Origin of the sequence: Salinihabitans flavidus (assembly GCF_900110425.1) — a bacterium.
In the GTDB taxonomy this organism is placed as follows: domain Bacteria; phylum Pseudomonadota; class Alphaproteobacteria; order Rhodobacterales; family Rhodobacteraceae; genus Salinihabitans; species Salinihabitans flavidus.
On the sequence record NZ_FODS01000005.1, the window covers coordinates 86473 to 110364 of the forward strand.

Consider the following 23892-nt stretch of genomic DNA (forward strand, 5'->3'; position numbering starts at 1 on the left):
TTGCGAGGCGCCTTTTTCCGTTTGAGCGGGAGGTATCCGTCAGGCAGGTCGGACTGTATGCGACGGCATCCCGATAACCCATTGAAATAAATGATTTCTTTACATTTGGTCATGATTGCGTAACGTGCCCCACATTGCAGGAGGCCCGCATGACACCAGTCGAAGACCACCCGCTGCGCTATCGCCTCGCCAATGAGCTGCACGCGCGCCCGTTTCCGTCGATCACCGTACCGTGCCGTGCGGTCTTTCTGGCGATAAAGCAACCGGCCGAGGCCGTCGGACGGGAGCAGGAAAGCAATCTGGCGCATCTCAAGGCCTTGCTGGATCGCTTCGGCACACCGCATCCGCACCCCGGTGCCACGCATTTCTCGGGGCAGATCGGGCGGCATTTCCTGAAATGGGAACAGCATACGGAGTTCGTCACCTACACTGTGTTCACCGACGGATCGGGTACGCGGGCCTTTGATCCGGCGGAGTTCGAGGTGTTTCCCGAGGACTGGCTGAGCGAGGCGCCGGGACAGCGCATCACCTCTGTCTTGCTGCGGTTCGAGCCGCTTCCCGAGGAGAACGATCTGCGCCACCATTTGTCCGAATGGTTCGTGCCCGAAAGCCTTGCCGTCTCGTCCGTACTGGATGGCGACGCGGTCGTGGCCGCGGATTTCCGCATTGACGCGGCCGGACACAGCCGTATGGCCGCCTTCATCCGTGAGGGCACAGGTCAACGCCGTATCGGCCGCATTGCCCAGCGGCTCTGCGAGATCGAGATCTACAAGACCATGTCAATGCTCGGCTTCTATCGCGCCCGCACCTTGTCGGATCGCATGGGCGCGCTGGAGGGTGATCTGACGCGCCTTATGGGGCATATGCGCAGCGAGGGGCAGGCGGCCGAAAAGACACTCGATTCCCTGCTCGCCATCTCGGTGGAGTTAGAAAATATCCTCGCGGAATCGAGTTTCCGGTTCGGCGCAACGTCTGCCTATGAGGCGATTGTGCTGCAACGGATCGCGGTTCTGCGGGAAGAGCGGTTCCGGGGGCGTCAGACCTTTTCGGAATTCATGATGCGCCGCTATGACCCGGCCATGCGCACGGTCAAATCGACCGAGCGTCGCCTGCACCAGATCTCCGACCGGGCAATCCGTGCCGGAGACCTTCTGCGCACAAAGGTGGATGTGGCCCGCTCTGCCCAGAATCAGGCCTTGCTGGAGAGCATGGACCGCCGCGCCGATCTGGCCCTGCGCCTTCAAAGGACGGTGGAGGGGCTCTCGGTTGTGGCGATCAGCTACTATGCGGTGTCTCTGGCGTCCTACGCGACCTATCCGTTGACCGGACCGCTTGGGATCACCAAAGGGGCTCTGACCGCGGTTCTTACTCTGCCGGTTGTTGGGATTGTCTGGTGGATGGTGCGGCGGATACGCGCCCGGCTGCATTGAGCACGCGCTGCGTCAACAGTGCCGCCGCTGCCATCGAAAGGAGTGCGATGACCGCTGCAAGCGACAGTGTCGGCACGCCGGAAAGTCCTGCACCCACTGTGCAACCTCCCGCCAGAACGCCGCCAAGCCCCATGAGCGCCCCGCCCAGAAGATAGCGGCGCGTCTGGCCCGGCGTCTCAAAGCTTTGCCATTGAAAGCTGCCGAACAAAAGCGCGGACAACAGCGCGCCACCGATGACACCCGCGATGAGCCCGGTGCCGAAACTTGCCGGAATGGCACTTGAGGCAATACCGAAGAAAAGCGTTTCGGTGGCGGGGAGGGTAAAGCTCAGTCCCTGCATCGCGATCGGGTCAAAATCGTCATAGAGTATGAAGCCGGTGCCGACCCACGCCAACGGCACAAGCGCCCCGATCATTGCCGCGATAACAAGATGGCCCGGCCTGCTGCCCGAACGCAAGGCATAGATCAAAGACGCGGCCGCAATCACGATTGCCCACACCACGGCTGGCCCCGGAAGCGCCGCGCTTTCGATCGGAACCGTGACAGAGGTGACAGCGACCCGTAGCGGCGCCAGAAGCCCCTTCATCGCCGCGTGGGCCACGATGGCGAATACCACCACCGACATCAGCGCACGCAGGTTTCCAGTGCCGATCAGAACGGTCAGTCGAGAGGCGCAACCGCGCGTCAGAACCATGCCGATACCAAACAGCCCTCCGCCGATGACAAGAGCAAGAAGCGGCAAATCGGTGGACATGAAGCGATGATCGCCAAAAGTAATCAACCCGGCATGCACCGCCGCCTGCGTGCCGACGACCGCCACCGCCAGTGCCATCAGCCAGACACCAAGCGCGGACCGACGATACTCCCCGACGAGACCGCGGCGGAAGCAGAACTTGCTCCGCTCGGCAAGCACTCCGAACAGAACCCCGACGACCAACGCAAGGATAACCACCGCTTGGCTGGCGGTCAGGGTGTCGAAACCGAGGGATTCAAACATGGCGCATCTCCGATTGTGGAATTATTTCCCAAATGGCCTGAAAATACGCAGCAATCAATGACCTACTACCGTGAGTATCCTCACAGCAGCAGGACATTTTTCCAACTTTGCCATATCGAGGCGAAGAACGGTTCCTGAGAACGGAAAGGCCGATCACTGCAGACCGGCCTTTCCCCACACATCAGGATATGCGTTCTTATTTCGCTCAGCGCCCCCTTATGCGCGGATCAAGCGCGTCGCGCAGCCCGTCACCAAGGTAATTCACGCTCAGCACGGTCAGAGAGATTGCCATGCCGGGCCAGATTACCCGCTCCGGGTATTGCTGAAGATAGTCCGTGGCATCGAAAAGCAGGCGCCCCCATGTCGGGAAGTCCGGCGGAAATCCGAGGCCGAGAAAGCTCAGCGCCGACTCGGTTATGATGGCGTTGGCGATCCCGAGGGTGGCCGACACCATGATCGGCGACAGGACGTTTGGCAGAATATGCCGCATGATCATCATCGTGCTCGACGTTCCGATGGAGCGTGCCGCGAGGATGAACTCCCGTTCCTTGATGGCGAGGACATCACCGCGCACGATCCGTGCCGTGGGCATCCAGCTCGTCATACCGATGGAGACCACGATCAGGATGAAAATTCCGGTTTCCGGCCCGAAACGAGAGTTGAGAGGGTCACGAAACAGTAGCATCATCACCAGAAGAAGCGGCAGAAGCGGCAGGGCGAGAAACAAATCCGTCAGGCGCATCAGCGGCCCGTCCAGTTTGCGGAAGTACCCGGCCATGACTCCGATAAAACTGCCCAATCCCAGTGCCAGAAGCATCGCCGTTATACCCACCGCGACCGAGACACGCCCGCCGGCCATCATCCGCGCCAGCGTGTCGCGGCCAAGCTGATCAGTGCCAAACGGATGGGCAAGACTCGGTCCCTGATTGCGCGCGCGGATATCGATGTAGGTCGGATCAAAAGGCCAGAAATAGGGCCCGACGAGCACCAGAAGGACCAGCGAGCAGAACACGATTCCGCCAACGAGGGCACCGCGATGGGTCTTGAACTGATCCCAGACGTCGCGCCACTTGTTGCGCGGTGGCGTTGTCGGGATTGGATCGGGCAAAGCCCCGGTCGTCGCCAACGTGCTTTCGGGGTTGCGCTCTGTCTCAGTCATAGCGAATCCTCGGGTCCAGAATACCGTAGAGCACGTCAGCGATCAGGTTGAAGAACACGATCAACACCGCGAACATGAAGGTGATCGTTTGAACCATGGGTAGGTCATTGGCATAGATGGCGGTGATCAGAAGCTGTCCAATCCCGTTTACCTTGAATACCTGCTCGGTGATGATGGCGCCGCCGAAAATGGCTGGCACACCAAGTGCGATCACCGTGACCACAGGGATCATGGAGTTTCGCAGCACATGCACCATCACGACGACCGCCTCTGACAGCCCCTTGGCGCGCGCCGTGCGAACGTAGTCCTGATTGAGGTTATCGAGCATCGAGGCCCGCATGAACCGTCCGATCTGTGCCGTTGTTTGCAGCGCCAGAACCATGACCGGCATGATCATCTGCTGAAGCTGCACCTTGAACGTGGCCCAGTCCACAACCTGGTGCGTGGTATCATAGATCGACGGAAACCAGCCAAGCTGCACCGAAAAGATGACGATGATCAGCGGCCCGGTGAAAAAGGGCGGGATTGAGTAGCCGACCATCGTGATGAATGTGCCGGCCTGATCGAAGACTGAATACTGGCGATAGGCCGAATAGATCCCGATCGGCAGGGCGATGAGCACCCCGACCACATAAGACATGCCAACAACCCACAGCGTCTGGGGCATGCGCTGTACCACGATATCCATGACCGGAGAACGGGTTTGCCAGCTTATGACGCGCAACTTTCCATCCGAAAGGCTGGTGCCAATTAGATGGTCAATGAAAACCTGTGGCTCGATCCAGAAGAACTGTACGATCCATTTCCAGAACCGGATGTGGAACGGCTCTCCGAGACCTAGGGCGAGGCGCATCTTCTCTTTGACATCAGGCGGCACGGTGAGGGGCACCTGCGCCATCGGATCGCCTGGGGCAAGTTCCAGCAGAAGGAAAATTATCAGGCTGATGAAGAGAAGCGTCGGGACCGCGAGGATCAGACGTCGAATGGTGAAAGTGAGCATGAGCGTGCCTTTTTTACAGGCTTCTTGTTCTACGATGAGCCCCGGACCCTTGCCGCAAGGCCCCCCTCTGTTTCCATTCGTCAGAGGGGGCGCGGGGCAGATCCGGGGCTACATCATTGCTATACGGCAGCGATCAGTTGTCGATCCGATACCAATCCGCGACATTCCACAATTCGCTATCCCAAGTGTTCAACACGACACCACCAAGGGAGTTGGAATGGGCCGACACGCGGCCGCGATCAACAAGGGGAACGATAGTGTAGGTTTCCTTGGTCAGCATATCGTTCAACTTCTTGGCAAGCTCATAGCGCTTTTCAAGCTCGGAGGTCCGGCTTAGCTCATCGAGCATTGCATCATACTCCGGATCGCAGAAGCGGTTGATGTTCTCGCCCTGCCACTGGCTTTCGGGCTTGGGTTCATTGCCGCAGCGATACATCGAAAGATAGGATTGCGGATCGGTGCCGTCAAAGTTGTTGGCATACATTTCCACGTCGGCATAGAACTTCTGGAAGGTATCCGGCGAACCCGGATCACCGCCAAAGAACACCGAGGCATTGATGTTGCGCAATTCGGTTTCGACGCCGATTTCGTTCCACCACTGCTTGATCAATGCCTGAAAGTCCTGGCGCACGGCATTGGTCGAGGTCTGATACAGGATCTCGAGCTCAACACCATCCTTGTCGCGCACACCGTCGCCGTTGCTGTCAACCCAGCCGGCCTCTTCCAGCAGCGCCTTGGCACCTTCGATGTCCTGCTCAAGGCATTCGGTATTGTCAGAGGCATAAACCTCCGGCCCGGGCACAAGGTTACAGGTTGGGCGTCCGGCCTGCCCGTAGCCGATTTCGACCAGAAGCTCGCGGTCGATCGCCATCGACAGCGCCTTGCGGACATTGAATTCGGTCAGGAAGGGATGCGGCGCCTTGCGGGTCGCACGCACATCCGCCGGAAGTGATGGATCCGGATCGGTCAGGTTCATTTCCAGCCGCTCGACCAAAGTGCCAAAGGCTGCGATGGGTTTGCCCTTGCCGCCTTCGGCCATGTTCTCGATGACGTCAGGCGCAAGTTGCAGGTTCCAGGCGTAGTCAAACTCGCCGGTTTCCATGACCGCCCGGCCTGCCGCCGTCGCATCGCCGCCACCTTTGAGCGTCAGCGTGGCGAACGCCGGCTTGTCCGGATCGCGGTAGTTGGGGTTGGCCGACATTGAGATCACGTCGTTGGGGCGGAATTCGTCCACAACGAAGGGTCCGGTGCCGACGGGATTGAAGTTCGCCTCGGTGCATTCGGGTGCTTTTGCCCCAAGGCAATCCGCGAACTGCGCCTTTTGAATGATCGGCGACTGGCCGCCCATGAACGGGCCATAAGGGTTGGGTTTGGGTTCCTCGAAATGCACCGTCACTGTTAGGTCATCGACGATTTCGACCTCTTTCACCCCGCTGAACTTCGCAAGCTGCGCACAGCCGCCTTCGGGGTGCATGCAGTATTCCGCGGTGAACTTGATATCGGCCGAGGTGACCGGGCTGCCGTCGGACCACTCCAGACCTTCTTTAAGTTTCCAGGTGATCGACTTCAGGTCTTCGGAGACACCTCCGTTGGCAACGGTCGGGATCTCTTCGGCGAGATAGGGAACGAGGTTGCCGTCCTGATCGTAGCGGCCAAGCGGTTCGATCACCAGCGACGCGGCTTCGATATCCTTGGTGCCGCCCGAAAGATACGGGGTCATTATCGACGGGGCTTGCCAGTAGATGATGTTTACATGGCCATCCGATCCGCGCTCCGCCATCGCCGCTGGGGCAACGGCAAAACTGGCGGCGGCGCCAAGCATCAGTGATCTCAGCTTCATGATTCTCTCCTTGTTGGGCGCATTCGCGCTTTCACAGCGGCCTTTGGGGACGCTGATTTTTATTGACTTCCACGTTGAAAATTCCACTTGAAACAACACCTTATCCAGGTATCTTCAAATGTATTCCCCCGCAGACTGTGCCCATCACAGACCAGCCGGAAAAAAAATGCAAGCCTTCCGTTGGCGCATCTGTTTTGCGAGGCAACCCCTAAGGCATCAAGGTTTGACACCTGTGACCGTCTGTCTATAGCGTCGCGCCATCGCGGATAAAAAAACAGAACCAAAGTGAGGGCCGCCGATATGCTGGACAATCCGATCGCGTCGATTCGCAATCTGCGTGTCGAGTTCCAAACAAAGGACGGCCCCGTACTGGCGGTCGATGATGTCTCCTTTGACATCAGACCAAGTGAAACCGTCTGCATCGTGGGTGAATCAGGATCCGGGAAATCGGTTTCGAGCCTGTCGCTTATGCGCCTTGTGGAATTTGGCGGGGGTGAAATTTCCGGCGGACGACTGATTTTTGACCGCAAGACTGGCGGGGAAACGGATCTGGCGATCACGGATCAGAAACTGATGCGCACGATTCGCGGCAATGAGATCGGAATGATCTTTCAGGAACCGATGACCGCGCTGAACCCTGTTTTTACCGTCGGTCGACAGTTGACCGAAGGGTTGCGGATTCACATGGGTATGAATCGCGCGCAGGCCAAAGCGCGGGCGCTCGAACTTCTCAAACAGGTTCGCATTCCCGAACCCGAACGACGATTGCAGCAATATCCGCATGAACTCTCCGGCGGCATGCGACAACGCGTGGTGATCGCCATGGCGATGGCTTGCGAGCCGCGTCTTCTGATCGCCGATGAGCCGACGACAGCACTCGACGTGACGATTCAGGCCGAGATTCTTGCCCTGATGGACAGGCTGAAGCGTGAAACCGGCACCGCAGTCATGTTCATCACGCATGACATGGCTGTTGTGGCGCAGATGGCCGACCGCGTGGTTGTCATGTTTCGCGGCAAGAAGGTCGAGGAAGGTACAGTCGACGAAATCTTCAACTCACCCAAGCACGACTATACAAAGGCGCTTCTGGCCGCCGTTCCTCGGCTGGGAGAGATGCAGGGCAAGTCGCTGCCCGAGCCGATGAAGCTTCTGGGCGACACAGAGCACAGCCGCAAGCCGATCCCCGGAACCGAGGAGGTGCTTCTCGAGGTTAAGAACCTTGTCACACGGTTCCCCGTCAAGGGTGGATTCTTTCGGCGCACGGTGGCCAATGTCCATGCGGTGGAGGACGTTTCCTTTTCGATCAACAAGGGCCAGACGCTTAGTCTTGTGGGGGAATCAGGCTGTGGTAAATCGACGGCCGGCCGTTCGATCCTGAGGCTGGTGGAACCGCTTTCGGGGCAAATCAGATTGGGAGATACCGACATTGTCGCTCTCGACCAACAAGGGCTTCGAAAGGCGCGGCTGGACATGCAGATGGTGTTTCAGGATCCTTTCGCCTCTCTCAATCCGCAGATGCAGCTGATGGATCAGGTGGCTGAACCGATGCGCAACTACGGCACAGTGAAAGGGGACGCGTTGCGCAAAAGGGTCGAGATGCTGTTTGATCGCGTCGAACTGCCCCGTAGTTTCATGCGGCGCTATCCGCATGAGCTTTCGGGCGGGCAGCGGCAGCGTGTCGCCATCGCACGCGCTCTGGCGCTCAATCCAAAGCTGATCATCTCTGATGAGGCGGTTTCCGCGCTGGACGTTTCCGTGCAGGCGCAGGTTCTCAACCTGATGATGGAGCTACAGGCCGAACTGGGCATATCTTATCTTTTCATCAGTCATGACATGGCCGTTGTCGAACGAGTGAGTCATAACGTTGGTGTCATGTATCTTGGCAGAATCGTCGAGCTTGGGCCACGTGCGGCAGTGTTCGAAGATCCGCAGCACCCTTATACGCAAGCTCTGATGAAAGCGGTTCCCGTTGCCGACCCGAGTAAGCGCAAAGCCGAGAAGGATCTCAACTTCAAACCGATCCCGTCTCCCATTCATCCGGTCGACTATGAACCTGCGCCGTCCGAATATACTGAGGTGACGCCGGGCCATTTCCTGTTGACCTCTGACAGCGGATACTGATTCATGACTGAGCGATTATCCCCGCGCGCCCTGATGGAGAAACTCGTCGCCTTCCCGACGGTGAGCCGGGACAGCAACCTGTCATTGGTGGATTGGCTCGAAGACTACCTCAGCGAACAGGGCATCACCTGTCACAGACACTATAGTGAAGATAATCAGAAGGCGGCTCTTTTCGCGCAGGTTGGTCCGGATGTGGAGGGGGGGATTGTCCTTTCCGGCCATACTGACGTCGTTCCCGTCGATGGGCAGCCCTGGACATCCGATCCCTTCACCGTGCAGGAGCGGGACGGAAAGCTTTTCGGCCGCGGATGCGTGGACATGAAGGGCTTTGACGCGCTCGCCATCTGGGCGTTGGTGGAGGCGCATCACACCGGGATCAAACGGCCACTGCAACTCGCGCTGAGCTATGACGAGGAGGTTGGGTGCATCGGGGCGCCGCCCATGATCGAAGCGATGCAGAATGTCTTGCCGAAGGCCAGTGCCGCCATCATCGGTGAGCCGTCCATGGTGCGCGCTGTCACCGGGCACAAAGGAGGGGCCGGGTTTCGAACCCATGTGATCGGCTACGAGGTTCACAGCTCGATGATGCACACCGGCGTGAACGCGATCATGTCCGGTGCAAAGCTCATCGAATGGGCGAATCAGTGCAATGCCGCGAACATGGCCGCACGGCCCGGTCCGCTGGCCGCGAATTTCGAGCCGCCGTTCACAACGGTGCATGTCGGCACCATATCGGGAGGCACCGCGCATAACATCACCGCCAAGGATTGTGTTTTCGGTTTGGATTTCCGGGTGGTGCCGGGCGAAGAAATAGAAGACTGGCACAGTGCATATCTTGCGCGAATTCGAGAGGTTGAGGCGGAAATGAAGGCCGTTCACCCTGACGCGCGGATTGATGTGGAGCAGTATTTCAGCGTGCCCGCGCTTCTTCCCGAGGATGGGGGTGAGGCGGAGGCGATCGTTCGCCGCGTCACGGGAGACAATGCCAGCCATGTGGTGTCATATGGCACCGAGGCGGGGCAGTTTCAGGCAGCCGGATATTCAGCCGTCGTATGCGGCCCCGGTGACATCGCGCAGGCGCATCAACCCGACGAATACATCACATTGGACCAATTCAACGCGGGACATGAGTTCATGAGAAGCCTCGTTGACATGCTGAGGAGAGACTAACGATGCCGGTCAAAAACCGATTTGCTGAACTACAGAATGTAATTACCGCATGGCGGCGAGACCTCCACGAACACCCCGAAATCTTGTTCGATACCCACCGCACCTCTGCGCTGGTTGCGGAGAAGTTGAAGGAGTTCGGCTGTGACGAGGTAGTCACAGGCATAGGCCGGACAGGCGTTGTGGGGGTGATCAATGGGAAATCCAACGATTCGGGTAAGGTGATCGGTTTGCGCGCGGACATGGATGCGCTGCCCATGCAGGAGATCACAGGGCTCGACTATGCCTCCAAGACCCCGAATGCCATGCATGCTTGTGGGCATGACGGGCATACCGCGATGCTTCTCGGTGCAGCGAAATATTTAAGCGAAACCAGGAACTTCAACGGCAAAGTTATAGTGATTTTCCAACCGGCTGAAGAGGGCGGCGGCGGCGGCAAGGAGATGTGTGACGACGGCATGATGGAGCGGTTCGGTGTGCAGGAAGTCTATGGGCTGCACAACTGGCCGGGTAAGCCGGTCGGGACGTTTTCCATTCGGCCCGGCGCCTTCTTCGCGGCGACCGATCAATTCGACATTGAGGTGCAGGGCAAGGGTGGACATGCGGCGAAACCGCATGAGACCGTGGATACGACGGTGATGGCGAGCCATCTGGTACTGGCGCTTCAGACCATCGCCAGCCGCAACGCCGACCCGGTGGATCAGGTCGTGGTGTCGGTCACGTCGTTTGAAACATCTTCAAACGCTTTCAATGTGATACCTGCCACAGTTCATCTCCGTGGCACGGTTCGGACGATGAGCGCCGAGATGCGCGATCTGGCCGAGCGCCGGATCAAGGAAATCTGCGAAATGCAGACAGCGACCTTTGGCGGCTCGGCCAAGGTGGACTACCACCGTGGTTATCCTGTCATGGTCAACTCCCCCGAGCAGACCGATTTTGCAGCGGAAATTGCCCGCTCCATAAGTGGAAACTGCGAGGACGCACCGCTGGTCATGGGCGGTGAGGACTTCGCTTTCATGCTGGAAGAGCGGCCCGGCGCCTATATTCTTATGGGCAATGGCGACACCGCGATGGTGCATAACCCGGAATACGATTTCAACGACGAGGCGATTCCCGCTGGCTGTAGCTGGTGGGCGGAAATCGTAGAGAAACGGATGCCCGCGTCATAAGGGAATAAACCTCGCCGGTGGCGGGGCATTTTCGTTCCGGCGGTGCGTTCCGGACGGCGGCGGAGAGGGCGAAAATGCCTGTCTGCAGCGCGTCGGTACAACGTCGGTATTACGTCGGTATCGAATTCAGTTCAGCAACTTGCGCAGCGCGGCGGCCGCATCGGTCCGCGCGCTTCCCGCTGCGGTTGCAAAGCCATGCGCCGCCTGTTGCAGCGTGACGAGATCGGCTGAGTCTTGAAGCGAGATCAATTGCTCCGACAGATCCGTGGCGTTGCCGACCTCGCGTGCGGCCCATTGCCCGTCCATATCCGCATAAGCCCTGGCGAAATTCGCCACTAACGGGCCGTGGAGAATAGCGCAGCTGAAATGTGCCGGCTCATAAGGATTATGCCCGCCGACCGGCACGAACGATCCCGCCACCAGAACGATGGGCGCCAGATGATACCAAAGCCCCATCTCGCCCAGGGTGTCGGCCAGATAGATTTGCGTTTCCCCGGTGATCGCGTCCCCCGCGCTGCGGCGGGCGACGGCCCAACCCTCTGCGACAAGTGCCGCCTCGATCACGTCGGCGCGGTCCGGGTGACGCGGGGCGAGGATCAGAAGCGCATCGGGGTAGCGCTCCGTGAACCGGCGGTGCGCGGCGCTCACGATCTCTTCCTCCTCAGGATGCGTGGAGGCAGCGACCCAGAGCGGGCGGCGTGCGAGGGAAGGCGCAAGGCGCGCGGCTTCTTCCTCGTCGAGGGGCAACGGATCGGAGCTGGCCTTGAGATCTCCGGTGGTCACCGCGCGCTCTGACGGCAGGCCGAGACCAATCACCGCGTCACGCGTTGTATCGGTCTGACACAGGACACAGGCGAAGCGGGACAGGAGTGCGCGTGCCGTGCGCGGCACTCGGGACCAGCGGCGCAGAGAACCGGCCGACAGCCGCGCATTGATCAGCGCCAGAGGAATTCCGGCGCGATGGACGCTTACGATCTGACGCGGCCAGATTTCGCTTTCGACGAATACCGCCAGATCGGGACGCCAATGGGCGAGGAATCGGCGTGTCGCGCCGGGTGTATCGAGTGGCGAGAATTGATGTACACAACCGGACGGAAGACGCTTGCGCGCCATGCCGGCGGCGGTGGCCGTAGTGGTTGTCACCAGAATGCCAAGTGCGGGGTCGCTTTCGCGCAGCGTCTCGATGACCCCGAGCGTGGACAGAAACTCCCCGACCGAAACCGCGTGGAACCACACCAGACGCCCGGCCGGGCGCGGCGCGGTCGGCTGTCCGAAGCGTTCCGCGATGCGGCCCGGCGGAACCCCGGCTGCGGAAAGCTTGCGACGCACCACGCGCTGAATGATCGGCGCGCTCAGTGCGGTCATCGCGGCATAGACTTGATATAGCGGCGTGAGCGGCGCCGGGTCCGGCGCCCGCATCAGCCGCCTGTGTGGCTCATGTGGCGGGGCATCTGACCATCGGGCTTCTGGCGCGAATAGTCGAAATCGTGACCCTTGGGCTTGGCTGCGATGGCGTTGCGAATCGCTTCTTCAAGGGGCTGGTTGCCCTCGCTCATGCGCAGGGGCGCGCGCAGGTCGGCCATGTCCTCCTGTCCGAGGCACATGTAAAGCTGCCCTGTGCAGGTCAGGCGCACGCGGTTGCAGCTTTCGCAGAAATTATGTGTCAGCGGGGTGATGAAACCGATTTTCTGTCCGGTTTCCTCCAGCCGGACATACCGTGCCGGCCCGCCCGAGCGTTCGGCCAGATCGGTGAGCGTGTAGCGTTCGGCCAGCCGTGCGCGCAGATCGTTGAGCGACCAGTATTGATCCACCCGGTCCTCGTTGCCCAGATCGCCCATCGGCATGACCTCGATCCATGTCAGGTCCATGTCGCGGGCCGCGCACCATTCGGTCAGGTCGAACAGCTCGTCTTCGTTGAAGCCCTTGAGGGCGACGGCGTTGATCTTCACCCGCAGACCGGCCTTTTGCGCGGCGTCGATTCCCTTCAGCACCTGCGGCAGACGCCCCCAGCGTGTGATCTCTGCGAATTTCGTCTCATTGATCGTATCGAGCGAGATATTCACGCGGCGCACGCCGGCGGCATAGAGATCATCCGCAAAGCGGTGAAGCTGCGAGCCGTTGGTGGTCAGAGTCATCTCATCGAGCGCGCCGGAGTCGAGATGGCGGGACATGCTGTTGAAGAAGGTCATGATATCCCGGCGCACCAGCGGCTCCCCCCCGGTGATGCGCAGCTTGCGCACACCGAGCCCGACGAAGGTGGAGCACATGCGGTCCAGTTCTTCCAGCGTCAGAAGCTCTTTCTTCGGCAGGAAGGTCATGTTCTCAGACATGCAGTAGACGCAGCGGAAATCGCAGCGGTCGGTGACGGAGACGCGCAAATAGGTAATTGCGCGTTGAAATGGATCGATGAGCGGTGCGTTGGTCATGCCCAATAGGTAAAGGCTCGCGCGCGCCGGGGCAAGGGATCATCTGTGGCGGCTTACCGAACAGGGGGCGCGAAATGCTTGCTCAGCTTGAGGCCCTGACCCTGATAGTTGGAGGCGATGCCCGCGCCGTAAAGCTGATCGGGGACATCGGCCATACGCTCATAGACCAAACGGCCCACGACCTGCCCGTGTTCGAGCACGAAGGGCGCCTCGTGGCAGCGCACCTCCAGCACCCCGCGCGAGCCTGCGCCGCCCGCCGCCGCGTGTCCGAATCCGGGATCGAAAAACCCCGCGTAGTGCACCCGGAATTCGCCCACCATCGCGAGATAGGGGGCCATTTCGGCGGCATAGGCGGGCGGAATATGAACCGCCTCGCGGCTGACAAGGATGTAGAAGGCGCCGGGATCGAGGATGATCCGACCCTCTCGGGTGCGGATCTCTTCCCAGTAGTCGGCGGGATCATAGGCACCGATCCGGTCCAGATCGATGACGCCGGTGTGCGGTTTGGCGCGGTAACCGACGAGATCATCGTCTTCGGGTTGAAGGTCAACGGAAAATCCGAGCCCGTCGCTGATCACCGGCGTGCCATCGACCAGCGGCGAGCGGTCGTGCAGGACGTGCAGATCGGCGTCGGTCAGAATGCTTTGCCCGCGGCGAAAGCGAATCTGGTTGAGGCGCATGCCTGGGCGCACCAGCACCGAAAAACTGCGCGGGCAGATTTCGGCATAGAGCGGGCCGTCATAACCCGTCGGGATGCGGTCGAATTCGGTGCCGCCGTCGGTGATCGCGCGGGTCAGAAGATCAAGCCGCCCGGTTGAGCTCTTGGCGTTGGCGACGGCGGAGACATCCTCGGGCAGGGTGAGCGATTCCATCAGCGGGACGACGTAGACGCATCCCTTTTCCAGCACCGCGCCTTCGGACAGGTCGATGCGGTGCATCTCGAATTCCTCAAGCCGGTCGGCGACGCGGCGCCCGTCCCCGGCAAGAAAAGAGGCACGGACGCGGTAGGCCACGGAGCCGAGACGCAGATCGAGACTCGCGGGCTGAATCTGTTCGGGCAGGGCAGGGGGATCGGCGCGGATATCGCCCGATTGCAGCATCGTCTCGATGGTCTGGCTGGGCAGAACGCCGGTCATTCGGGCCCTCCGGGGCATCGGATCAAGGCAACATGGACGGACCCGCCGCCCGGTTCGCGGCGCTTATATGGGGTTTCGTCGGAGCGTTGAAGGGCAAAACGCCATGACCCCGAAGGGAGAGGCGGCAGCACACTGGAGCGGAGTTTAATGGTCGGGCTAGCAGGACTCGAACCTGCGACCTTCCGTCCCCCAGACGGACGCGCTACCAGGCTGCGCCATAGCCCGACGCTGGGCTGTTCATAGCTGATTTGCAGGCGGGGGCAAGTCAAAAATCCCCGCCATTCCGGGGTTCGTGCGCCTGCCGCCAACGGGAAAGCCGGTCGTAGAGATCGCGCAGGGCCGCCCGGTTTTCCGGGGCGATGCGCTGGACCGTGCCCAGAACGTGAAGAACGCCCTCGGCGTCTGTCAGATCGTCTTCAGCGGGCATGGCAGACTCGGCAACGGACTGAACGGGCGGCGCAGCGTCGGGGGCAGGGCTTGACTCCGGCGCGGCCGGGGAACCGACGGTGGCTTGCGTCTGGTCACTGGCTTGTGGTGTCCCTGCGGCAGGAACGTCCGGTACGGTATGGTCCTCTGGTGGGCGGGCGGTTGGCACTGTGTCCGGCTCCGGTGGCATGAAATCCGCGGGCGGCTCCTCGCGTGCTGGTTCCGGGTCAGCCCGTGAGGCGCTGTCTTCGTGATCGCCAGCGGCAGCGGTGTCCGGCGCCGGGGGTGTGAAATCGGGCGTCGGCGTGTCTGGCGTGGGGCTGTCTTCCGGCGCCGGGTCTTCGCCGCCGACTGGCAAGGCGGTATCCGATTCCTCGGTCTGCTCCGCGGGGGGGGGCGTGTCTGCTGGGGCGTATGGCGTGCCCTCGGGCCTGTCGTCTTCGGGCGCGCGCAAGGTCACGACCTCGGCGGAGGGGGCATCGGGGGTTTCGACCTCGTCCAGTTCGGCGGTCATCACGTCGTCGAGCGGCTGAGACAGGGCGCTCACATGCCGGACCCCCTGTTCGCGAAGAAGTTTCTGCACACCCTTGATGGTCATGCCATCATCATGCAGGAGTTTTTTGATTCCGCCGAGCAGGAGCATATCGTCCGGTCGATAATAGCGCCGGCCGCCAGCACGTTTTACAGGCTTGACCTGCGTGAACTTGCTTTCCCAGAAGCGCAAAACATGGGCCTGCGTGCCGAGCCATTCGGCCACTTCGCTGATGGTGCGAAAGGCATCCGGGGATTTTCCCATGCCGCGCCCGCCGCCCTAGCGCTTGTTTCCAGCCGCCACACGGTCCTTCATGAGGTGGGACGGTCGGAAGGTCAGAACGCGGCGCGGATTGATCGGAACCTCTTCGCCGGTCTTGGGGTTGCGGCCGACACGGGCGGCCTTGTCGCGGACGCTGAATGTGCCGAACGAAGAGATTTTCACCTGTTCACCGCGCACCAGCGCGTCCGACATATATTGCAGGACATTCTCCACGAGTTGAGAGGAATCGTTGCGCGAGAGTCCCACCTCGCGGAACACCGCTTCGCTCAGATCCATTCGCGTTAGTGTCTTTTCGCTCATCTTGTCACCCCGGCTTGATTTGAGCGAGCATAGGTCGAAGCGAATTTCCGAGTCAATATCAATGACTTGTGCTGCGCCGTTTGAGCGGAATATAGAACGGAATTTCTACCAGCGCAAAACCACGGCGCCCCAGGCCAGTCCGCCGCCGATCGCCTCTGTCACGATGAGGTCGCCCGGCTTGATCTGTCCGCGCGCGCGCCCCACCGAAAGCGCCAGCGGAATCGAGGCCGCGGAGGTGTTCCCATGGTCCTGCACGGTGACCACGACACGCTCCATTGGCACGCCCATTTTCTTGGCCGTGCCCTGAATGATGCGGATATTGGCCTGATGGGGCACTATCCAATCCACATCCGCGTTGGTCAGGCCCGCTTTCGCGAGCGCCGCATGGGCGGTTGAGGTCAGTTTGTCCACCGCCTGGCGAAAGAGCGGGTTGCCCTGCATCCGCAACTTGCCCGCTGAACCGCTGGTGGAGACGCCACCATCGACATAGAGCATTTCCCGGTAGCGCCCGTCGGAATGCAGGTCAGAGGACAGGATGCCACGGTCCGATGAATCGCCCTTGCCGGTTTCAGACTCAAGCACGACAGCGCCCGCGCCATCGCCAAAGAGCACGCATGTGGAGCGGTCGGTCCAGTCCAGAATACGGCTGAAGGTTTCGGCGCCGATGACGAGTACACGCTCGACCTGTCCCGCGATCATCAGAGCGTTGGCCGTGGTCAGCGCATAGATGAATCCGGCGCAGACGGCCTGCACATCAAAACCGAAGCCGCGAGTCATCTCCAGTTCCTTCTGCACCATCGTGGCAACGGACGGGAAGGTGAGATCGGGGGTGGAGGTGGCGACGATCACCGCGTCGATGTCACCGATATCCAGCCCGGCATCGGCCAGCGCTGCCCGGGCGGCATGGGCGGCCATGGTCGATGTGGCTTCTCCTTCGGCGGCGAAATGGCGACGCTCGATGCCGGAGCGAGTGCGAATCCATTCGTCAGTGGTGTCGAGGGTCTTTTCAAACTCCTGGTTGGGGACGACCCGTTCAGGCAGGTAATGCCCGACGCCCTTGACGACGGCGCGTAGTGTCATTTGGTGGTTCCGTTACTGTCGGCTGAAGTTTCGTCATCCTGCGGCACGCGCACGGCCGACGCAACCCGCGCCGCGAGTTTTTCGGAGAAGCTGGAGCGCCCGAGCTTAAAGGCCAGCTTGACCGCCGCCGACACGCCGGTGGCGTCGGCGCTGCCGTGAGATTTGACCACCGTTCCGTTGAGGCCAAGGAAAACGCCACCGTTGACGCGGCGCGGGTCGATCCGCTTGTTCAGGCGGCGCAGAGAGGTCAGGGCAAGCAGCGCGGCGAGCCGAGAGAGCGGCGAAAACTTGAATGCCTCGCGCAGAAGCGCCCCGATCAGCTTGGCCGTGCCTTCGCCGGTCTTGATCGCAATGTTGCCGGTGAAGCCGTCGGTCACGATCACATCGGCGGTATCGCCGGGAATATCACTGCCTTCAACGAAACCGACGAAGTCGAAATTCGCGTTTTCGGCGTTCTCCGCGATGAGATCATGGGCCAGCTTGAGTTCCGCGCGACCCTTGTGCTCTTCGGTTCCGACGTTGAGCAGGCCGACGCGCGGATGGGCGATTTCCATCCCGTTGCGGGCATAGGACGCCCCCATGAGTGCATACTGCAGCAGGTCGTTTTCATCAGCGCGGATATCGGCCCCCACGTCGAGCATGATGTTGAACTCTTGCTCGGAACGGGCGGGCCAGAGCACCGCGATCGCGGGGCGGTTGACACCCGGCAACTTGCGCAGGCGCAAAACCGAAAGCATCATCAGCGCGCCGGTATTGCCGCAGGAGACGCAGACATCGGCCTCCCCCTCGCGGACCGATTCGAGCGCGGACCACATCGACGTGCCCTTGCCGTTGCGGGCGACCTGAGAGGGCTTGTCCTCCATTGAGACCACATCGGGGGCGTGTCGAATCTCGCATCGGTCGCGCAAGCTCTTGCGCCGCTCCACCAGCCGCTCAAGCTCATCACGGGGACCGTGAAGGATGAACCCGATGTCCGGGTTTTTGCGCGCGGACCGATCAATACCGGCCACAACCGTGGCCGGTCCCCGATCGCTACCCATCGCGTCAACGGAGATGACGGTGCGCCCGGCACCCGCGTTTGCATTATCCGTCAAACCGGCCATGCGGGCGGTGGTCCCCGTTATATTCAGGCGGCGTCTTCGTCGAGGTCGATCTCGTCGGCCTGGGCGACGACTTCACGGTCATCGTAGTGCCCGCAGGACGGGCAGACGTGATGCGGGCGCTTCAACTCGCCGCAATTGGTGCACTCATTGGGATTGCCTGCAACCAGCGCATCATGAGCGCGGCGGTTGTTGCGGCGCGATTTGGAGACTTTGTTCTGCTGGACAGCCATGTCACAACCTTCGTGTTTCAGGGGCCTTCCGCCCGATTTCCAGAGCGTTACGGGGGCATAGAGGCTATGCCGGCCCAAGTCCAACGCAAATTCGATGAGCACGCGAAAATACTGTGAATTCCGGCGCACGCAAGTAGTTATTTGTCTTCGCTGTCGTCGAGCTTGTCGCGAAGACCGGCCAACCCTGAAAAGGGCCGGACATCCTCATCCCTCATGGGGGATTTGCCGGGCCTTGTAAAGACCGCCTCGCCAAGTTCGGCTTCGCCGGCGCGGGGGTAGAGCGGAAGATTGAGAGCGAGCGCCTCCGCCATCACCGCGGCGACATCGATTGTCGCCCGGAGCGGTTCGGCATTCTCATCCTCTGGCATCTCCACCTCCTCCTCGGTATCGGGCAGTTCCATGTCCGCAACGAAACGCCGTTCGACATCCACGTCGATGCGCGTTGTCACCGGGTCGAGCGTCACGACACAGGGCTGCACCACCGTGGCGCCGAGCTTTCCGAGCAACTGCCAGTCCCGATCGCCAAGGGCCGAGATTTCCCCTTGGAAGCTGAGTTTGCGAAGTGACAACAGCCCCAGCTCTTCCGCCAGTGCCTTCATCGCCTCGGCGCCGGGTCGAAGCGCGAAGGCGGTGGCGCCGTTCTGAGGCAACTTGGAGACGCGGAAAACCGAGTCCTGCGGGGATATACCTGTCATGGTGTTGTGCGCTTCCTTTCTTGAACCGGGGGCGAACCTTCTGTAAGCGGATAAAAGGCGCGAAAAGCCAAAGCAAGAGGGCAGTCATGGCGGTCAAAGGGAAAGTGCTGAAATCAGCCGTGTTCGGTCTCTGCATCGCGCTTGTGACGGCGTGCTCGCCGACCTACCGCAATCATGGCTATATTCCACCCGAAGAAGACCTTGCCGAAATTGACGTGGGCGTCGCTACGCGCGACAGCGTGGCCGAGACCATCGGTGCACCCACCGCGTCGGGCCTTCTGAGTGAGAGCGCGTATTATTACGTGCGCAAGCGTGTGCGCCATTTCGGCCCGACCCGGCCGCAGATTCTTGAACGTCAGGTTCTTGCCATCAGCTTTGACAGTCGAGGCGTCGTGCAGAATATCGAACGCTTCACGCTGGAGGACGGAAACGTCATTCGCCTGTCGCGCCGCGTGACCGACAATGGCATTCAGGACACCAATTTCCTGCGCAACCTGCTTCAGAGCCTCGGGCGGTTCGATCCGGCGAACTTCCTGAACTGATCAAGACTTGTCATGTCTGTGTTATGTTGGACCGGCAAGACCGCCGGGACGAGTCGCAGGGGACATGACATGGTTGCACTGAGCAAGGGCCGCTACCGGGCGCGCATCGCGCAGACAGAAACCGACATCCGCAGCGCGCAGGCGCTGCGCCAGACGGCGTTTCGAAGGGCGGAGGAAGGCGGTCTCGACCGGGATGAATTCGATCCGCTCTGCACGCATGTTCTCGTGGAGGAGGAGAAAACCGAAACCCTCGTCTGCTGCTTCCGAATCCTGCCGCTGGCGGGCGGGGCGGAGATCGGGCGGTCCTATTCGGCGCAGTTCTACGAGCTATCGGCCCTGCGGGCGTTCGACGGGCCGATGGTCGAGATGGGGCGATTCTGCATCCATCCCGACTGGACCGACCCGGATATCCTGCGTGTGGCATGGGGGGCGATGACAGACTTCGTGGAGCGCAACCGGGTGGAAATGCTGTTCGGATGTTCCAGTTTCGCGGGCACAGATGCGCGGCACTACTACGATGCCTTCGCCATGCTGCGCGACAGGCATCTGGCGCCGACACGCTGGCTGCCTCGAGTCAAGGCGCCGAAAGTCTTTCGTTTTGCCAAACGGTTACGACGCAAACCTGATCTGAAACTGGCGCAGCTTCGGATGCCCCCGCTGCTTCGAACCTATCTGCTCATGGGGGGATGGGTGAGTGATCACGCGGTGATCGACACGCATATGAACACCCTGCATGTATTCACCGGGCTGGAAGTGCACGCAATCCCGCCCGCGCGGCGCAAGCTGTTGCGCGCGATCTCCGGCTGATCAGCGGCTGTTGACGCGGTCGGGCGGGCGGTTTAGCTGAGCCGCATGGCACGCGCACCCCTTCTACAAATGTCTGATATTTCGCTCACCTTCGGGGGAGAGCCGGTCTTTGACAGGCTTGATCTCGTGGTGCATCCCGGTGACCGCGTGGCGCTTGTCGGGCGCAACGGTTCGGGAAAATCGACCCTGATGAAGGTGATGACCGGGCTGGTCGAGCCGGACCGGGGCACGGTGATGATTCCGCCCGGTGTGACCGTCGGTTACATGGAGCAGCACCCCGACATGTTCGGATTTGCGACGCTGGGCGATTTCGCCTCTGCGACACTGGAGCCTGGTGAGCTCTACAAGGTGGAGCGCGCGGGCGAGGGGCTCAAGTTCGATCCCGACCGCGCGGTGGCGACGGCCTCGGGTGGGGAACGGCGGCGCGCCGCGCTGGCGCGGCTGATGGCCGAGGCGCCGGAGCTTATGTTGCTGGACGAGCCGACAAACCACCTTGATATCGAGGCGATCCGCTGGCTTGAGGCAGAGCTGAAATCGACGCGCGCGGCCTTCGTCCTGATCTCGCACGACCGCGCATTCCTGCGTGAATTGACGCGCGCAACCCTCTGGATCGACAGGGGAATTGTGCGCCGAAACGAGACAGGATTCGAGGGCTTCGAAGCCTGGCGAGACAAGATCTGGGAAGAAGAGGATCAGGCGCGTCACAAGATGGACCGCAAGATCAAGGCCGAGGCCCGCTGGGCGGTGGAAGGCATCAGCGCGCGGCGCAAGCGCAATCAGGGACGGGTGCGCGCGCTTCAGGAATTGCGCTCCGAGCGGGCGGGCATGATCCGGCGGCAGGGCGGCGCGGCGATGGCGCTGGAGGATGGGCCGAAATCCGGCAAGAAGGTGATCGAGGCGCACGGGCTCACCAAGGTGTTCGATGGCACGGTAATCGTGCGGGACTTCTCTCTCATGGTGCAGCGGGGCGACCGGGTGGCCTTTGTCGGGCCCAATGGCGTGGGCAAGACGACGCTGATAAAGATGCTCATGGGAGAGATCGCACCGGACGCGGGAGAAGTGAAGCTCGGCACCAATCTGGAGCCGGCGATCTTCGATCAGGCGCGGGCGAAACTGGACCCCGACATGACACTCTGGGACAGTCTGACGGGCGATCCCGAGATGCGGGTATCGGGCAAGGCGGACCAGATCATGGTGCGGGGTCAACCGCGCCATGTCATTGGTTATCTTAAGGAATTTCTGTTCGACGAGCGTCAGGCCCGTGCCCCGGTGCGCAGCCTGTCGGGCGGTGAGAAGGCGCGGCTTCTGCTGGCCAAGATCATGGCCAGGGAAAGTAATCTTCTGGTGCTCGACGAGCCCACCAATGACCTCGATATCGAGACGCTGGACCTGTTGCAGGAGGTGCTCGACGACTATGGCGGCACCGTGCTTCTGGTCAGCCATGATCGCGATTTTCTGGATCGTGTGGCGACGGCGACCGTGGCGATGGAAGGCGACGGTCGCGCCGTCGTCTATGCCGGGGGGTGGACTGACTACCAGGCCCAGAGAGCGGGAGATACCCTTGGAGGCCGAAATAACGAAGGAAAATCAAAAGGTAAAACGGCGAAAGTCAAGCAAGACACGAAGCCCGATGGCGGCCTGAGTTTTTCCGAAAAACACAAGCTGGAGACCCTGCCGAGAGAGATCGAGCGGCTGGAGGGGGAGATCGCCAAACTCGAACAGCTTCTGGCCGATCCGGATCTTTTCTCCCGCGAGCCGGTAAAGTTCAAAAAGGCGACAGAGGCGCTTGTGACCCGGCAGAAGGCACTGGAAAAGGCCGAGGAAGAGTGGCTTGAGCTGGCCGGTAAGGCGGAGGCCGGGGCCTGACTCGCGCCAACAGGGGCGAATCGGGTTAATACTCTGAAAAGGCGTGAAAATCGCTTTCGGTAAAACGTCGGTACTTTGTCGGTATTGCGTCGGTGGCGGTGTCCCTGTCCGGCGCGGTTAACAGGGCGTCCGATGGATCAGGGTGAAGATCGGGTTAACAGGGCAGGTGTGCCGCATTCTTCCCACGTCTGGACTCGCGGCGCGCCCGGGGGCGCTGCCCCCGGATCCCCCGAGTATTTTTCACAAAGATGAAGGCAGACGCCGGGATGGCAGATCAGCCGGCGAGCCGCACCAGCGCGTGACGCTTGCGGCCCGCGCTGAGTTTGACCGGCGCTGACAGCGCGGCGCTGTCGAGGATCAGCCCGGCGTCGGTTAGCGGCGCGTCGTCGATCCGCGCGCCGTTCTCGGCGATCAGGCGCTTGGCCTCCTTGCCCGATTTCGCCAGCCCCGAGCGCACGATGAGTTGCACGATGGAGATCCCGTCGCCCACATCCGCGGCGCTGAGGGTCAGGGTGGGCAGATCGTCGCCCACGCCGCCCTTCTCGAACACCTCGCGGGCGGTGGCCTCGGCGGCGGTTGCGGCCTCTGCGCCGTGGCAGAGCGTCGTGACCTCATTGGCGAGGACGATTTTCGCCTCGTTGATCTCCGAGCCGGAGAGTGCGCCGAGCCGCTCGCATTCGGGAACGGGAAGTTCGGTGTAGAGCTTGAGGAAGCGGCCCACATCGGCGTCGGTGGTGTTGCGCCAGAACTGCCAGAACTCATAAGGGCTGCGCATGTCGGCGTTGAGCCAGATCGCGCCATCGGCGGTCTTGCCCATCTTCTTGCCGTCCGAGGTGGTCAGCAACGGCGTGGTCAGGCCGAACACCTCATGGTCGATCGCCCGGCGGGTCAGGTCGATGCCATTCACGATATTGCCCCATTGATCCGAGCCGCCCATTTGCAGCCGGCAGCCATAGCGCTTGTTCAGCTCAAGGAAATCGTAGGCTTGCAGGATCATGTAGTTGAATTCGAGAAAGGACAGCGATTGTTCGCGGTCGAGCCGGGATTTCACGCTCTCGAAGCTGAGCATCCGGTTGACGGAGAAATGCCGCCCGATGTCGCGCAGGAAGTCGAGGTAGTTGAGGTTGTCGAGCCATTCGGCGTTGTTGAGCATGAGCGCGTCGCTCGGCCCGTCCCCGTAGGTCACGTATTTGGCGAAGACCTGCCCGATCCCGGCGATATTGGCGTCGATCTCCGCCCCGGTCAGAAGCGGGCGTTCGTCGGCGCGAAAGCTGGGGTCGCCCACCTTGGTGGTGCCGCCACCCATGAGCGTGAGCGGCTTGTGCCCGGTCTTTTGCAGCCAGCGCAGCATCATGATCTGAATGAGCGAGCCGACGTGCAGCGATTTCGCGGTGGCGTCAAAGCCGATATAGGCGGGCACCACGCCAGCCACCAGCGCGTCATCGAGACCCTGATAATCGGTGCAGTCGGCGATAAAGCCGCGCGTCATCATCACGTTGAGAAAATCCGATTTGGGCTGGTAGGTCATGGTATCCGTCCATTACTCTGATCGCGCCCGTGTATAGGCGGGGTTGAGGTGAAGGA

The 23892-nt window shown here is 61.1% G+C and carries 21 protein-coding genes and 1 tRNA gene; 7 read left to right on the plus strand and 15 right to left on the minus strand.

What is annotated here, in order from left to right:
• The first annotated feature begins 149 nt into the window (after nt 1-149).
• Nucleotides 150-1430 (plus strand): DUF3422 family protein, encoded by a 1281-nt coding sequence (locus tag BMW66_RS06155; protein WP_093116537.1) that lies wholly within the window; start codon nt 150-152, stop codon nt 1428-1430.
• Here the strand turns inward: BMW66_RS06155 and BMW66_RS06160 are convergent.
• The 4 genes from BMW66_RS06160 to BMW66_RS06175 all read right to left on the minus strand — a co-directional run bounded on the left by BMW66_RS06160 (nt 1366) and on the right by BMW66_RS06175 (nt 6426).
• Entirely contained in the window at nt 1366-2427 is a 1062-nt protein-coding gene (locus BMW66_RS06160; RefSeq protein ID WP_093116539.1) for a YeeE/YedE family protein, read from the minus strand. The genes BMW66_RS06155 and BMW66_RS06160 overlap by 65 nt on opposite strands.
• Before the next feature lie 205 nt (nt 2428-2632).
• Nucleotides 2633-3586, minus strand: coding sequence for an ABC transporter permease (locus BMW66_RS06165; RefSeq protein WP_093116541.1), 954 nt, complete (start codon nt 3584-3586; stop codon nt 2633-2635).
• Complete coding sequence (locus BMW66_RS06170; protein ID WP_093116543.1) at nt 3579-4586, minus strand: ABC transporter permease; 1008 nt, start codon at nt 4584-4586, stop codon at nt 3579-3581. The genes BMW66_RS06165 and BMW66_RS06170 overlap by 8 nt, the downstream gene beginning before the upstream one ends.
• 133 nt (nt 4587-4719) lie before the next feature.
• Nucleotides 4720-6426: a peptide ABC transporter substrate-binding protein gene (locus tag BMW66_RS06175; protein WP_093116545.1), complete on the minus strand. Its 1707-nt coding sequence runs from the start codon at nt 6424-6426 to the stop codon at nt 4720-4722.
• Nucleotides 6427-6726: 300 nt separating this feature from the next.
• On the opposite strand from BMW66_RS06175, the gene BMW66_RS06180 reads away from it, so the two are divergent.
• Genes BMW66_RS06180 through BMW66_RS06190 form a run of 3 tightly spaced genes read left to right on the plus strand, consistent with a single transcriptional unit; the run spans nt 6727 to nt 10883 of the window.
• Nucleotides 6727-8547, plus strand: a complete 1821-nt coding sequence (locus tag BMW66_RS06180; RefSeq protein WP_093116547.1) for an ABC transporter ATP-binding protein — start codon at nt 6727-6729, stop codon at nt 8545-8547.
• A gap of 3 nt (nt 8548-8550) precedes the next feature.
• Entirely contained in the window at nt 8551-9717 is a 1167-nt protein-coding gene (argE, locus tag BMW66_RS06185) for an acetylornithine deacetylase (RefSeq protein ID WP_093116549.1), read from the plus strand.
• Between the two features lie 2 nt (nt 9718-9719).
• Entirely contained in the window at nt 9720-10883 is a 1164-nt protein-coding gene (locus BMW66_RS06190) for a M20 aminoacylase family protein (protein ID WP_093116551.1), read from the plus strand.
• 126 nt (nt 10884-11009) lie between these two features.
• Here BMW66_RS06190 and BMW66_RS06195 read toward each other — a convergent pair whose 3' ends face one another.
• The 10 genes from BMW66_RS06195 to BMW66_RS06240 form a co-directional block, all read right to left on the minus strand.
• Entirely contained in the window at nt 11010-12248 is a 1239-nt protein-coding gene (locus BMW66_RS06195) for a 3-deoxy-D-manno-octulosonic acid transferase (protein WP_175483180.1), read from the minus strand.
• A 53-nt stretch (nt 12249-12301) separates the two neighbouring features.
• Complete coding sequence (gene moaA / locus BMW66_RS06200; protein WP_093116750.1) at nt 12302-13309, minus strand: GTP 3',8-cyclase MoaA; 1008 nt, start codon at nt 13307-13309, stop codon at nt 12302-12304.
• Between the two features lie 53 nt (nt 13310-13362).
• A complete protein-coding gene (locus BMW66_RS06205) occupies nt 13363-14445 on the minus strand; it encodes a 2'-deoxycytidine 5'-triphosphate deaminase (RefSeq protein WP_093116555.1) in 1083 nt (360 codons plus the stop codon).
• 148 nt (nt 14446-14593) lie between these two features.
• Nucleotides 14594-14670, minus strand: a tRNA-Pro gene (locus BMW66_RS06210).
• A gap of 40 nt (nt 14671-14710) precedes the next feature.
• On the minus strand, nt 14711-15667 hold the full coding sequence (locus tag BMW66_RS20575) for a MerR family transcriptional regulator (RefSeq protein WP_245729393.1): 957 nt from the start codon (nt 15665-15667) through the stop codon (nt 14711-14713).
• 15 nt (nt 15668-15682) lie between these two features.
• Nucleotides 15683-15985, minus strand: a complete 303-nt coding sequence (gene ihfA / locus BMW66_RS06220; protein ID WP_093116557.1) for an integration host factor subunit alpha — start codon at nt 15983-15985, stop codon at nt 15683-15685.
• A gap of 105 nt (nt 15986-16090) precedes the next feature.
• Nucleotides 16091-17065, minus strand: coding sequence for a beta-ketoacyl-ACP synthase III (locus BMW66_RS06225; protein WP_093116559.1), 975 nt, complete (start codon nt 17063-17065; stop codon nt 16091-16093).
• Complete coding sequence (gene plsX / locus BMW66_RS06230; RefSeq protein ID WP_093116561.1) at nt 17062-18168, minus strand: phosphate acyltransferase PlsX; 1107 nt, start codon at nt 18166-18168, stop codon at nt 17062-17064. The genes BMW66_RS06225 and plsX overlap by 4 nt, the downstream gene beginning before the upstream one ends.
• A 23-nt stretch (nt 18169-18191) precedes the next feature.
• Nucleotides 18192-18398: a 50S ribosomal protein L32 gene (rpmF, locus tag BMW66_RS06235; protein WP_093116563.1), complete on the minus strand. Its 207-nt coding sequence runs from the start codon at nt 18396-18398 to the stop codon at nt 18192-18194.
• Nucleotides 18399-18535: 137 nt separating this feature from the next.
• On the minus strand, nt 18536-19093 hold the full coding sequence (locus BMW66_RS06240) for a YceD family protein (RefSeq protein ID WP_093116565.1): 558 nt from the start codon (nt 19091-19093) through the stop codon (nt 18536-18538).
• A gap of 86 nt (nt 19094-19179) precedes the next feature.
• Between BMW66_RS06240 and BMW66_RS06245 the strand changes: the two genes are divergently transcribed.
• From BMW66_RS06245 to BMW66_RS06255, 3 genes are all read left to right on the plus strand, one after another.
• Nucleotides 19180-19635 (plus strand): outer membrane protein assembly factor BamE, encoded by a 456-nt coding sequence (locus BMW66_RS06245; protein WP_093116567.1) that lies wholly within the window; start codon nt 19180-19182, stop codon nt 19633-19635.
• A gap of 69 nt (nt 19636-19704) precedes the next feature.
• A complete protein-coding gene (locus BMW66_RS06250; protein WP_093116569.1) occupies nt 19705-20442 on the plus strand; it encodes a GNAT family N-acetyltransferase in 738 nt (245 codons plus the stop codon).
• A 45-nt stretch (nt 20443-20487) separates the two neighbouring features.
• The gene (locus tag BMW66_RS06255; protein WP_093116571.1) at nt 20488-22308 is read left to right on the plus strand and encodes an ABC-F family ATP-binding cassette domain-containing protein; all 1821 of its coding nucleotides are present in this window, start codon (nt 20488-20490) and stop codon (nt 22306-22308) included.
• A gap of 274 nt (nt 22309-22582) precedes the next feature.
• Here BMW66_RS06255 and tyrS read toward each other — a convergent pair whose 3' ends face one another.
• On the minus strand, nt 22583-23836 hold the full coding sequence (gene tyrS / locus BMW66_RS06260; RefSeq protein WP_093116573.1) for a tyrosine--tRNA ligase: 1254 nt from the start codon (nt 23834-23836) through the stop codon (nt 22583-22585).
• Nucleotides 23837-23892: the final 56 nt, after the last annotated feature.

Bases quoted from the DNA above. Each gene is read 5' to 3' on its own strand.
- BMW66_RS06155 (WP_093116537.1), top strand. From the start codon at position 150: ATGACACCAGTCGAAGACCACCCGCTGCGCTATCGCCTCGCCAATGAG.
- BMW66_RS06160 (WP_093116539.1), bottom strand. From the start codon at position 2,427: ATGTTTGAATCCCTCGGTTTCGACACCCTGACCGCCAGCCAAGCGGTG.
- BMW66_RS06165 (WP_093116541.1), bottom strand. From the start codon at position 3,586: ATGACTGAGACAGAGCGCAACCCCGAAAGCACGTTGGCGACGACCGGG.
- BMW66_RS06170 (WP_093116543.1), bottom strand. From the start codon at position 4,586: ATGCTCACTTTCACCATTCGACGTCTGATCCTCGCGGTCCCGACGCTT.
- BMW66_RS06175 (WP_093116545.1), bottom strand. From the start codon at position 6,426: ATGAAGCTGAGATCACTGATGCTTGGCGCCGCCGCCAGTTTTGCCGTT.
- BMW66_RS06180 (WP_093116547.1), top strand. From the start codon at position 6,727: ATGCTGGACAATCCGATCGCGTCGATTCGCAATCTGCGTGTCGAGTTC.
- argE (WP_093116549.1), top strand. From the start codon at position 8,551: ATGACTGAGCGATTATCCCCGCGCGCCCTGATGGAGAAACTCGTCGCC.
- BMW66_RS06190 (WP_093116551.1), top strand. From the start codon at position 9,720: ATGCCGGTCAAAAACCGATTTGCTGAACTACAGAATGTAATTACCGCA.
- BMW66_RS06195 (WP_175483180.1), bottom strand. From the start codon at position 12,248: ATGACCGCACTGAGCGCGCCGATCATTCAGCGCGTGGTGCGTCGCAAG.
- moaA (WP_093116750.1), bottom strand. From the start codon at position 13,309: ATGACCAACGCACCGCTCATCGATCCATTTCAACGCGCAATTACCTAT.
- BMW66_RS06205 (WP_093116555.1), bottom strand. From the start codon at position 14,445: ATGACCGGCGTTCTGCCCAGCCAGACCATCGAGACGATGCTGCAATCG.
- BMW66_RS20575 (WP_245729393.1), bottom strand. From the start codon at position 15,667: ATGGGAAAATCCCCGGATGCCTTTCGCACCATCAGCGAAGTGGCCGAA.
- ihfA (WP_093116557.1), bottom strand. From the start codon at position 15,985: ATGAGCGAAAAGACACTAACGCGAATGGATCTGAGCGAAGCGGTGTTC.
- BMW66_RS06225 (WP_093116559.1), bottom strand. From the start codon at position 17,065: ATGACACTACGCGCCGTCGTCAAGGGCGTCGGGCATTACCTGCCTGAA.
- plsX (WP_093116561.1), bottom strand. From the start codon at position 18,168: ATGGCCGGTTTGACGGATAATGCAAACGCGGGTGCCGGGCGCACCGTC.
- rpmF (WP_093116563.1), bottom strand. From the start codon at position 18,398: ATGGCTGTCCAGCAGAACAAAGTCTCCAAATCGCGCCGCAACAACCGC.
- BMW66_RS06240 (WP_093116565.1), bottom strand. From the start codon at position 19,093: ATGACAGGTATATCCCCGCAGGACTCGGTTTTCCGCGTCTCCAAGTTG.
- BMW66_RS06245 (WP_093116567.1), top strand. From the start codon at position 19,180: ATGGCGGTCAAAGGGAAAGTGCTGAAATCAGCCGTGTTCGGTCTCTGC.
- BMW66_RS06250 (WP_093116569.1), top strand. From the start codon at position 19,705: ATGGTTGCACTGAGCAAGGGCCGCTACCGGGCGCGCATCGCGCAGACA.
- BMW66_RS06255 (WP_093116571.1), top strand. From the start codon at position 20,488: ATGGCACGCGCACCCCTTCTACAAATGTCTGATATTTCGCTCACCTTC.
- tyrS (WP_093116573.1), bottom strand. From the start codon at position 23,836: ATGACCTACCAGCCCAAATCGGATTTTCTCAACGTGATGATGACGCGC.